The following is an 11,042-nucleotide window of genomic DNA, read 5'->3' on the forward strand; positions in this document are numbered from 1 at the left end:
GCCCCTGACAGAGGATGCCCCGCCCCCTCGCGAACATCACGATGTCCCACAGCGCCAGGAAGTACCCCGCGAACTCCAGCGCCGCGATGAGCCGCAGCTCGTGTTCGATCTGCCGCGTCACCTCCGGCGGGATGCCCGCCGGGTAGCGCGTGCGAAGCCCCGCTTCCGTCAACGCCCGCAGGTGCGTGTCCGCCGTGCGGCCCTCGGGCAGGTCCTCCTCCGGGAAGTGGTAGTGCAGCGCATCCAGCGAGGCCTCACAGCGCGAGGCCAGCTCCACCGTCCGCGCCAGCGCCTCCGGCCGGTCCGCGAACAGCCGCGCCATCTCCCCCGGCGACTTCAGCGTCCGCTCCGCGTTCGGGAACAGCCGCGTGCCCGCCTGATCCACCGTCACCCCGTGCCGGATGGCCGTGAGCACGTCCTGCAACGGCTGCCGCTCCCGGTGGTGCGTGTGCACGTCGTTGTGGACCACCAGCGGCACGCCCAGCGCCCGGGCCAGCGCGTCCGCCCGGGCCTCCCGGACCGCGTCCCCCGCGGACAGCGAACGGCTCAGGCCGACGTGGAAGGCCCCCGGGAAGGCCTCCGCCAGCGGGGCCACCGCCTCCAGCGGCGCGGGACCGGGCAACAGCGCGAGCAGCCCCGACGCGTGCTCCGCCAGCTTGCGCCAGGGCAGGCCCGCCTCGCCCTTGGGGTGCGTCATCCGGCTGTGGGACACCAGCCGGCACAGGTTCGCGTAGCCGCCCGCGTCACGGGCGTACACCACCACCGGCGGGCCGTCCTCCAGCGTCAGCTCCGCGCCCAGGAGCAGCTTCACCCCATGCTCCTTCGCCGCCAGGTGCGCCTTCACCACGCCGTACAGCCCGTCCTGATCCGTCAGCGCCAGCGCGGACAAGCCCCGCCGCGCCGCCGCGGCCACCAGCTCCTCGGGATGGGACGCACCGCGCAGGAAGGAGAAGTGGGATCTGCACACCAGCTCGGCGTAGCTCACGCCGGATCAGGATACTGAGCGGGCGTTCAGGCGCTAGATTGGATCTTCGTGTTTCTGGGGGGTGACTTCATGGGTTGTCTGCCCCTATCCGCCAAAGCCAATGCCCAGACCGGAAGACCTTTTTTGTCGTGAGGCCACGACCAGCCCGCGCGGGGGATTTCGTATGAATTTGAGCAGGACGTTGCTCAACCCCAGACAGGAGTCACCCATGAAGCTGATCTCGAAGACCGTCTTCGCCAGCATCGCCGCCCTCTTCCTCGCCCCGATGACCGCCGCCGCGGCTCCTCGGCCCTGTGAGATCCAGTGCACGTACAACGGGTCCTGCTCCCTGCTCTGCGACAACGGCGGCGAGGTCATCACGTGCGGTGACTTCGGCGTCTGCGCGGGCGCGAGCCCCGTCGCCCCGTCCGAGCCGCAGGCGGCCGCGCAGCCCGCGCCCTCCGAGGACGCGGAGCTTGTCTGCCGCGCTCCCGCCGCCGAGGCCCGGGGCTAGGCTCCACGCCACACAGGCCACCTCCTGGAGCGGGGCGTTTCCCCCCGTTCCAGGAGGTCGGTTTCAATCCCTCTCACCCCAACCCCCGGATCTCCTCCACCCAGGCAGGCGCCTCCGCCGTCTCCAGGAAGTCGCGCAGCGCGGCATGGACCGCCTCCGGCTGCTCCAGGATGCACATGTGCCCGCCACAGGGCAGCCGCACGAGCCGTGAGCCCTGGATGCGCTGGTGCAGCCGCTCCGCCCGCTCCGGCACCGTCACCAGATCCTCGTCGCCCACCAGCACCAGCGTCGGCGTCACGATGCGGTGCAGCTCCCCCTCCACGCTGCGGCGGTGGATGACGCCCTGCATCGCCCGCCACACTTCGCGCGGGTTGTCCGCGAGCTGTCGGCGCAGCAGCGCCCGCTCCGCCGCGCGCTCCGGATCCCGCATGAAGGTGCGCCCGAAGTAGAGCGACATGATGGGGTCCACCACCGGCCCGAGGCCCAGCCAGTGCGTCAGCGTCGTGAGCAGCCGGTAGCGCGCCAGCGTCAGGGGCAGTTCCGCCGCCGCGGAGGAGTCCAGGAGCACCAGCGACCGCAACAGCTCCGGGTGCCGCGCGGCCACCCGCAGGCCCACGAAGCCCCCCATCGACTGGCCCACGAAGTGGCAGGGCGCCAGTCCCAGGGCCTGGATGACGGCCACCGCGTCCTCGTACACCGTGCGCAGGTCGATGGCCGAGCCACCAGGCGGGGGCTCGCTGTGCCCCTGCCCCCGGTGGTCGTACACGACGCACCGGTAGCGCCCCTGGAGGGCAGAGACTTGATCGCGGAACAGCCGGGAATCCCACAGGAGCCCGTGGCTGAAGAGCACGGGCTCCCCGGACCCTCCGGTGTCTTCGTAGTACAGTCGCGCGCCACGGATGGACAGGTACGGCATGGGCTTTCCCCCAGAGCGGACCCTGAGGTCCTCGCCCGCAACCCCTCCTCCGGGACGATTGTTTCCTGACGCCCGGCCGCCCGGTTTGACAGGAAGGCGAAGCGGCTGCCAAACAAGGACCCCATGGACACCACCGCCTGGCAGCTCTGGTTGATTGCCGCGATCGTCCTCGGGGCGCTCGAAATCAAGCTCTCCGGCTTCGTCACGCTCTGGTTCGCCGTGGGGGCGCTGATGGCGGCCCTGATGGCCGGCGCGGGGCTGGGCTTCGACGGTCAGCTCGTCGTGTTCACCCTGGTGTCCTCGGCCCTCTTCGGCGCGTCCCGGACCATCTTCAAACACGTTTTCATGCGCGACGCCGTGCGTTTGAAGACGGGCGTCGAAGCGATGATGGGCCAGGAGGCCGTGGTGACGGAGGCGCTGTCCGACCCGCACGGGGGCACCGTGCGCATCAACGGCGAGCTGTGGATGGCGCGCTCCCTGTCAGGCCCCCTGCCCGAAGGCGAACGCGTCACCGTGGAGCAGATCGAAGGACTCAAGTTGTGGGTGCGACGCCCGTCGGCGTCCCACGAGGTCGCGCTGCCTCAGCCGCGACCCAAGAAGGAGAACGCAGGATGGGACTGACCATTGTTCTGCTCTTCGCGGCGGCCGCCGTCGCGTTCGGGCTCATCACCGGAGTTCGCATCGTTCCCCAGGCCAAGGTCATGGTCGTGGAGCGGCTGGGGAAGTTCCACCACGTGGCCTCCAGCGGCCTGAACATCCTCATCCCCTTCATGGACAGCCCTCGCGCCATGGAGATGCGCAGCGGAACGCGCATCGTGCGCAACACGCTGGTGGACCTGCGCGAGCAGGTCATGGGCTTCGAGACCGTCCAGGTCATCACCCATGACAACGTCAACATGGAGGTCGGCTCCGTCATCTACTACCAGATCGTGGATCCGGGCCGCGCGCTCTACCAGGTGGAGAACCTGGCGCTCGCCATCGAGCAGCTCACCATGACCAACCTGCGCAACGTCATGGGCGGCCTCACCCTGGACCAGACGCTCACCAGCCGCGAGACGGTCAACACCAAGCTGCGCATGGTGCTGGACGAGGCCACCGAGAAGTGGGGCGTCAAGGTCACCCGCGTGGAGCTGCGCGAGATTGAGCCGCCCCAGGCCATCAAGGCCGCCATGGCCAAGCAGATGACCGCCGAACGCGAGCGCCGCGCCGAGGTCACCAAGGCCGAGGGCGACAAGTCCGCCGCCATCCTCCAGGCCGAGGGCGAGAAGATCTCCCGCATCCTGCGCGCCGAGGCCGAACGCGACGCGGAGGTCGCTCGCGCCGAGGGCCACAAGCGCGCCGTCATGCTGGAGGCCGAAGGCAAGGCGGAGGCCACGCGCCTCACCTTCGAGGCCATCCACACCGGCCGCGCCACCCCGGAGGTGCTCGCGCTGCGCTACCTGGAGACCCTCCAGGAGCTGGGCAAGGGCGACAACAAGATGTTCGTCCCCTACGAGGCCACCGCCGCGCTGGGCACCCTGTCCATGCTCAAGGACGTCTTCGGCCGCGAAGGCGCCCCGGCCCCCGCGCCGGAGGCCCCCCGGCTGCCCGCGCGCAACCCGTCCGCCGCCGCGCTGAGCGCCCAGGCGATCGCTCGCAACGCCGCCGCCTCGGCCACCGCGCCCATGCCGGCCACCCGCCGCGTGCAGCCGCCCCCGTCGGACGAGTAGCCCCGGGTCTGCTCCGGTTGTTTCTGGTCGCATGCGGTGAGCGCCCCACGCGCGGTGGGGCGCTCCCGCGCGAGCTGCCTGAATGGTTGGAACCCCGTCACCGGCCGTGAGCGCGGTTCACGCGGCGTGGCCCAAGCGCCGCCCGACCGAGGCGGACGCCCGGGCCTGCCCTGCTCACAAGGCGTAACAGCTCAGATACTTGGGCGTGGTCGAGGCCGTGTTCACCGTGCACGCAACCCCCTTCCCGGAGGTGTTGCCCCACGTGTCCGTGGCCTGGACCGAGAACGGCATGTCGGTCTGGATCGCCGTGGTGCCCGGGATGTTCCATTGATAGGCGTAGGGCGCCTGGGTCAGCGTCATGTTGAAGCCAGGAATCAGGCCTCCCACGAGCTTGACGGACTGGACGCCGCGCGGATCCGTCACCGTCCCCGCGGAGACGAGGTACGAGCGGCCCGCGCCGTAGACCGTGAAGGTGTACGTGGGCCCGGTGTTGTCCGCCGTCACCGTCCGCGTCTCCGGCGTGCTGGAGACACCGTTGATGTCCATGCACTGGAACAGCACCGTGTAATTGCCGTCCTGCCGGGCCGTGGTGTCCACCACGAACTCATACGGCGCCGTGGTGTCCGTCTGGAGGATGACGCCGTTCTCCCGCATCTCCACGTGGTGCACCCCTTCCGTGTCCGTGCACTGCACCGTGAACTTCGGCTTCTTCGGCTGGCTGTCGTCCCTCGCGATTCCCGTGATGACCGGCGGCGTGAGGTCCTTGAAGAACACCGCCTGGTAGTTCGCCGTGTTGCCGCACTGGTCGCTGACCAGGGCCTGGAACGCATGCGTGCCCGCCGCCATGCTGTCTCCGAACTCCAGCACGTATCCCGGCGTCATGGGCTGCCCCACCAGGACTCCATCCACATACAGCGCATACGGGTACTGGATGCCACAGCCATCCGAGACGCCCACCGTCAACTTCACCAGCGAGCTCAACTGCTCCTTCACGAAGCTCACCTGGGGCGGCGTCCGGTCGAGCGGCGCCGCGATGCTCGTCGTCCCCTTGTTGCCGAAGACGTCCGTCACCTCCACCGTAAGGTTGTGCGCCAGCGGATCCGGGGGGATGTAGCTGGCCTGGTACGTCGTCGCGGCGTTCGTCCGCGTGGCGAAGACCACCCCGTCCACCTTGAAGTCCACCCGCGCCACCGCGGAGAGGTCGCTCACCGTGATGTTCACGTTGAAGGGGGCCTCCAGGCCGGCCCCCACCGTCATCGTCACGGTCGGCGGCGTGTTGTCCACCTTCAGGGCCTCATGGAAGACGGCGACGTTCAGGTACGCGTCGTTGACCTTGATGAGCACGTCATGGGTGCCATCCGTCCAGGTGGAGGTATCCAGCCTCTGCTCGTAGGGAGGGACGAACACCCCGTAATACACCTGGGAGCCTTCGACGAACTCCACGACGCGGATGCCGGAAGGATCGAACGGCGTGACGGAGAAGAGGGGCTGCTTCGGCGGGCCGGAGCGGGAGATGGAGGCGGTGGGCGGGGTCTTGTCCAGCGTGACCGTCACCGTCCTCGTGGCCAGGTTCTGCCAGAAGTCCCACGCCTGGAGTTGGACCGTGTGGTTGCCGCTCGCCAGCCCCGCGCCCGGCAGGGTCTGCGTGAACTGCCAGCCGGACAGCGACTTGATCTGCGCGCCGCCATCCACCACCAGACGCGGCGCGGTGCTGTACTGACCCGGAACCTCCGCGTCGGTGATGGTGCCGGTGCACTCGATGTCCTGGTTCACCTGCCGGCAGCTCAGCGTGGTCTGGGGCGGCACCGTGTCCACCTTGAAGCCCACGTTGATGGCCGCGAACGCACCGGCCACGGCCTTCATCCGGGTGCCGACCAGGACGCCATCCCGCGAGGTCGCGGCGGCGAGCGCCGCCTGGCGGGCCTGGACGTAGTCCGACCCCAGGGGCATCAACTGCACGGCGAGCGCCCAGATACGGAACGCCTCCGTGGGCCCCAGGCCGTTGAAGCCCTCGGGCACCAGGGCGCAGTAATAGGGGCTCTGGGGATACCTGCTGCAGCCATAGGACAGGAGCACGAACATCCGGCTCAGGGGACCTCCGGAGAAGTGCTCATTCTCCTGGCCAATGCCGTCGAACCACTCCGGCAACACGGGCGTGAGGAGGTTGCGGGAGACGAGGCCTGTCTCCTCACCGGAGTCGAGGTTCGATTGCTTCAGCGGCACCGCGTCGAGGTTGGTCGACGGCGGCGAGGCCCGCTGTGCGTCGCGCAGCATTTCGGTGATGAAACCGAAGATGTCCCCCGACCCTTCGTCCATCCCGGCCTGCTCCGAGAGCTCCCTCGGAAGGTCCGTGGGGTCTCCCGCCAGCTCCCGGGCGAAGAAGTCATGGCCCATCTCATGACCCACGATGTCCGTGGTCGTCATGGGGGCCCTGGGGCTGGACGCGAGGTTGCGATAACCGAACCCCAGGACGGGGTCGGCCGCGCTGGGGTAGTAGTAGGCGTTTTCGTGGGGCAGGTGCACCCGGACCTCGAAGGCCGTGCCATTGCCGGACGGACCATTGCGCCCCAGGAACGTCTCGTAGACGGACCACGCCAGGTTCACGGCGGAGTAGGCATCCACCCCCGCGGTCTCGCCGTTGGCGCCGAGGGTTCCCATGCTGCCGCCGCTGTAGAGCAATCCGTTGCCGAAGCTCGCGTCCGGGCCAGCGAACTCCTCATACGTACCGCCCTTCCCCCCCGAGGGGACGTACGCCAGATAGATGTTGGAGCGCGTGTCCTGCAGGGAGTACTCCCGGCTCAGGGAGTCGTAGGCCACGGGGATGCCAGTCCTGCCCGAGTAGTAGCCATAGGCCGTCCCCTTCTTGAACACCACGTTCACACCCGCGCGCTCCATCGGCTCCAGACGCAGCACCTGGCCGGTGAGGGCATCCACCTGCGCGCTCCACCCGCGCCGCGAGCCCCGCTCATTGCCGCCCGTGGTGAGCTTCAGTCGGTAGATGAGCCGCAGTCCCGTCACCACCCGCTCGAAGTCCTCCGCGTTGCGGTGGCCACTGACACTCGGGGCGGCCCCCTTGCGCAGCCGGTGCTCCTCGCCAGGCAGCAGCACGAGCCGCGCGCTGTCCACCTTCGCGCTGGAGTCCTTCAGCTCCGCCAGGACCGCTTCCCGGGCCTGCGCTTCGGTGACGCGCGCCTCCGTCTCCACCGCGCCCGCCGACTCGAAGCGGACGTTGGAGAAGAGCGTCTGGCCCTCCGTCGTCTTCGCCTCCAGGCCGAAGACGGGCACGCCCCGGTAGTGGAGCGCGTGCCGGTTCCCCTTCTCGTTCAGGACCAGCGCCACCTCCCGCAGGTCGAAGCCGCGCTCCGCCACCAGCCGCTCGGCCTGCGCCTGTGCTGGAGCCTTCTCGGGCGCCGGCTCTTCCGGCGTCGTGGGACCACAACTGGAGACAATGCAAAACAGGCCGCTCAGCAGCCCCTGGCGCAACCGCATGGTACTTCCCCCTCTGTTGGCGCGCCCGGGATTGCCTGATTATTCCGGCTTTGGCAACTCCACCCGGGGCGCGACGCGCGGCCCCGGGAATCGTTGTCAGGGCCCTGAGGGTTTCGCTGTCGGTGCCCGCATCCACGGCGCGACGGGCTTGCACTCCGCCCGGGCCGCGCCGCATGCTTCACCCGAAGCCGCGTTGTTCGTTGTGCACGCGGGAGGACGTCACAGGTCTTCCCCTACGCGAGGTCGCTCCACCCTTGAAGCTGCACGCCTGAAACCCCGGTCCCTGGCTGTACCCCGCCGCCGCGCGTCCTGATGGGCGTGTGCGCTGGCATCCGGATTCAGGAGTCGCTTCATATGCCTTCGCCCTCTCTTCGCGCGCAGCGCGTCTGCTTTTCGTTCACCGATGCCATCCCCGTCCTCACCGACGTGGAGTTCCACCTCGCCCCGGGCTGGACGGGCCTCGTCGGCCCCAATGGCGCCGGCAAGTCCACCCTGTTGCGCATGCTGTCCGGGGAGCTGACGCCCACGGAAGGACAGCTCGCGTTCGATCCGCCCTCGCCCCTCGTGTGTCTGTGTCCGCAGGGCGTGGAGGCCCTGACGCCGGACATCGCCGCGTTCGCGGACGCCTACGACGCACTGGCGCGCAGGCTCCACGGGCAGTTGGGTCTGGACGTCACCGCGCTGTCGCGCTGGCCCACGCTGTCCCCGGGGGAGCGCAAGCGGTGGCAGGTGGGCGCGGCGCTCGCCCGCGAGCCGGATGTGTTGCTGTTGGATGAGCCCACCAACCACCTGGATGCCGAAGGAAGAGCGTGGCTGGTGTCCGCGCTGCGGCGCTTCCGGGGCATTGGCGTCGTCGTGTCCCATGACCGGGAGCTGCTGGAGACGCTCACCCACGCCACCCTGCGCGTGCACGGCGGGGGCGCGCACCTGTACCCCGGCGCCTACTCCGCCGCGCGTGGACACTGGGAGGCGGAGCGCGAGGCGGAGGTCGCCGCCCACCAGCAGACGAAGGCGGAAAGGGATCGCGCGGCACAACTGCTCGACCGGACCCGGCGCGAGCACGAAGGCGCCACCCTATCGCGCAGCACCGGCCGGCGGATGCGGAACAAGTACGACAGCGACGCGCGCGGCCTGGGGCCCTCCACGCTCGCGAGCTGGGCCGAGGCCCGCCTGGGCCACCAGGTCACCGTGAAGCGCCGGGAGCTGGAGCGCGCCGAGGCCGCGGTGGGCACCTTCACCGTGGACAAGACGGTGGGCCGCTCCGTGTTCGTGGACTACGTGCGCTCGCCCAACCCGTGGCTCTTCACGTTCGACACGCCGGGCCTGAAGGCCGGCGACGCGGAGGTGCTGGGCCCCACGCGTCTGGATGTGGATCGCGAGGCGCGCATCCGCATCGAGGGCCCCAACGGCGCCGGCAAGACGACGCTCCTCAAGGCCCTGATGGAACAGTCCCGCGTGCCCCAGGAGAAGCTCCTGTACCTGCCCCAGGACCTGGGCGAGGCCGAGGCCCGCGCCACGCTCGACGCGGTGCGCGAGCTGCCCCCGGAGGACCGTGGACGCGTGATGTCATTGGTGGCCGCGCTGGGCGTGGATCCCCACCGGCTGCTCGCGTCAGAACAGCCGTCACCGGGCGAAGGGCGCAAGCTGTTCATCGCGCGCGGCCTGGGCCAGCACGCCTGGGCCCTGGTGCTGGATGAGCCCACCAATCACCTGGACCTGCCGTCCATCGAGCGGCTGGAGGCGGCGCTGCGCGACTACCCCGGGGCACTGCTGCTCGTGACGCATGACGCACCCTTCGCCCGCGCGTGCACCACCACGCGGTGGCTCGTCGCGAACGGACATGTCCAGGTGGAATAACGATTCAACACGGAAAAGGTGAATATCCATTCACCTCTTCCGTTCAAGGGACCCTTCTGGATTCCCGGGAGCGCCGTCCCGGCCGGATGGCGGCGCGCTCGAAGTCGAAATCCCCCACCTCACGACAAAGAGAGAACTCATGTCACGGCAACTGCCGACATGGCGGCATTCGTGTGCGCTCCTCGCGGGCACCCTGGCGTTGACGGGTTGCGGCAGCGGTACGCCCGCCTCGGAGAACGCTCCACCGATGAGCCAGGCCCACTCCGTCCTCAATGGACCGGACCTGGTCGTCACCCGAATCCAGGCGCCCCCATCCCTCCAGAGCGGAAACGCCTTCACCGCGAAGGTGACGGTCTGCAACACGGGCTCGGTGGCCACCACCAGCGCCGCTCAATCGCTGCGGCTCTACCTGTCCAACAACGCCACCCAGCAGCTCCCCCCATCGAACGGGCCGTTGCCCTTCGGGCAGACGGAGGCGGGGCGGACGAACGTGGCCCGGCTGGTGTCGGGCGAGTGCATCACGCAGGACGTCAATGCCAACGTGACGCTGCCCTATCCTGGCACGGCGGGCACCTACTTCCTGGGCGCGTTCATCGACGTGGCCCGCGAGGAGGCGGAGCAGGATGAGAACAACAACGGCTTCGTCTCCGGCCGCATGGACGTGGGCTCCCGGCCCGACCTCGTCGTCACGCGGCTGGACGCGCCCGCGGGCCTGAAGCCAGGGCAGTCCTTCACCGCCACCGCGACGGTGTGCAACCAGGGCACCACGTCCGCGAGCGCCTCGTCCGTGGAGCTGTACCTGTCCACCCGGGACACGCTCGTGCTGCCCTCGTCGGGCCCGGGGGCCCGGCTGCCGCTCCAACAGTCCTCGCTGGGCACCGCCCCCACCAGCCCGCTGGGAGCGGGACACTGCGCCCCGGCGAAGGTGTCCGGCCAGGTGGTGCTGCCCCAGGCAGCGGTCACGAATCAGCCGCTGTACCTGGGGGCGGCCGTCAACCCCTCGCTCACCACACTCGAGCTGCGCCAGGACAACAACCTGTTCGTGTCCGGGCTGGTGAGCGTGGGCCACGAGGCCGACCTCACCGTGAGCAGCGTGACGGCGCCCTCCAGCCTGCGCCCGGGTGAGCCCTTCACCCCCAGCGTGAAGGTGTGCAACGTGGGCCCCTCCGTCACCTACTCCTTCGACGTGGCCGTCTTCCTGTCCACCGTCCCCTCGCTGACGGCGCCTTCCGCCACCCGGATCCAGGTGGGCACGCAATCCCTCCCGTCACTGGAAGGCGGGCGGTGTGTCACCACCCCGGTCCCCGCCAACTTCCAGCTCCCGGAGGCGGCCACGGGGGATCAGCCCCTGTACGTGGGGGCCGTGGTGGACCCCACGCAGGGAATGTTGGAGCTGCGCGAGGACAACAACGCCCTCGTGGGCGGTCCCGTGGGCGTGGGCCAGGGCCCGGACCTGGAGCTCGCCTCGCTCCAGGGGCCCGCCTCGCTCGAAGCCGGGCAGGCCTTCACCGCCCAGGCGAAGGTGTGCAACGTGGGCACGCAGCCCTCGCCCCCCAGCCAGGTGCGGTTGTTCCTCGCCACCAACCCCACGCT

Annotated in this window: 8 protein-coding genes; 5 read left to right on the forward strand and 3 right to left on the reverse strand. The window is 69.7% G+C overall.

Features of this window, described 5'->3' with window-relative positions:
* On the reverse strand, window positions 1-985 hold a 985-nt coding region (locus D7V88_RS33290; protein WP_120544648.1), incomplete at its 3' end, for a PHP domain-containing protein.
* Window positions 986-1,193: 208 nt separating this feature from the next.
* Here D7V88_RS33290 and D7V88_RS33295 point away from each other — a divergent pair.
* Window positions 1,194-1,478: a hypothetical protein gene (locus D7V88_RS33295; protein ID WP_120544649.1), complete on the forward strand. Its 285-nt coding sequence runs from the start codon at window positions 1,194-1,196 to the stop codon at window positions 1,476-1,478.
* 73 nt (window positions 1,479-1,551) lie between these two features.
* On the opposite strand, the gene D7V88_RS33300 is transcribed toward D7V88_RS33295, so the two are convergent.
* Window positions 1,552-2,394, reverse strand: a complete 843-nt coding sequence (locus D7V88_RS33300; RefSeq protein WP_120544650.1) for an alpha/beta fold hydrolase — start codon at window positions 2,392-2,394, stop codon at window positions 1,552-1,554.
* Between the two features lie 123 nt (window positions 2,395-2,517).
* Here D7V88_RS33300 and D7V88_RS33305 point away from each other — a divergent pair, with 123 nt between their 5' ends.
* Window positions 2,518-3,015: an NfeD family protein gene (locus D7V88_RS33305; protein WP_120544651.1), complete on the forward strand. Its 498-nt coding sequence runs from the start codon at window positions 2,518-2,520 to the stop codon at window positions 3,013-3,015.
* On the forward strand, window positions 3,006-4,103 hold the full coding sequence (locus D7V88_RS33310; RefSeq protein WP_120544652.1) for an SPFH domain-containing protein: 1,098 nt from the start codon (window positions 3,006-3,008) through the stop codon (window positions 4,101-4,103). The genes D7V88_RS33305 and D7V88_RS33310 overlap by 10 nt, the downstream gene beginning before the upstream one ends.
* Before the next feature lie 174 nt (window positions 4,104-4,277).
* On the opposite strand, the gene D7V88_RS33315 is transcribed toward D7V88_RS33310, so the two are convergent.
* Entirely contained in the window at window positions 4,278-7,592 is a 3,315-nt protein-coding gene (locus tag D7V88_RS33315) for an Ig-like domain-containing protein (RefSeq protein WP_120544653.1), read from the reverse strand.
* Between the two features lie 354 nt (window positions 7,593-7,946).
* On the opposite strand from D7V88_RS33315, the gene D7V88_RS33320 reads away from it, so the two are divergent.
* Window positions 7,947-9,449, forward strand: coding sequence for an ATP-binding cassette domain-containing protein (locus D7V88_RS33320; protein WP_120544654.1), 1,503 nt, complete (start codon window positions 7,947-7,949; stop codon window positions 9,447-9,449).
* A gap of 247 nt (window positions 9,450-9,696) precedes the next feature.
* A partial coding sequence (locus D7V88_RS33325) for a CARDB domain-containing protein (RefSeq protein ID WP_279636120.1) occupies window positions 9,697-11,042 on the forward strand: 1,346 nt, incomplete at its 3' end.

It is taken from the genome of Corallococcus terminator (assembly GCF_003611635.1).
GTDB classification, from domain to species: Bacteria; Myxococcota; Myxococcia; order Myxococcales; family Myxococcaceae; genus Corallococcus; species Corallococcus terminator.

Coding starts and splice junctions, on each gene's coding strand:
- D7V88_RS33320 (WP_120544654.1), top strand. CDS start 7,947: ATGCCTTCGCCCTCTCTTCGCGCGCAGCGCGTCTGCTTTTCGTTCACC.
- D7V88_RS33295 (WP_120544649.1), top strand. CDS start 1,194: ATGAAGCTGATCTCGAAGACCGTCTTCGCCAGCATCGCCGCCCTCTTC.
- D7V88_RS33300 (WP_120544650.1), bottom strand. CDS start 2,394: ATGCCGTACCTGTCCATCCGTGGCGCGCGACTGTACTACGAAGACACC.
- D7V88_RS33310 (WP_120544652.1), top strand. CDS start 3,006: ATGGGACTGACCATTGTTCTGCTCTTCGCGGCGGCCGCCGTCGCGTTC.
- D7V88_RS33305 (WP_120544651.1), top strand. CDS start 2,518: ATGGACACCACCGCCTGGCAGCTCTGGTTGATTGCCGCGATCGTCCTC.
- D7V88_RS33315 (WP_120544653.1), bottom strand. CDS start 7,592: ATGCGGTTGCGCCAGGGGCTGCTGAGCGGCCTGTTTTGCATTGTCTCC.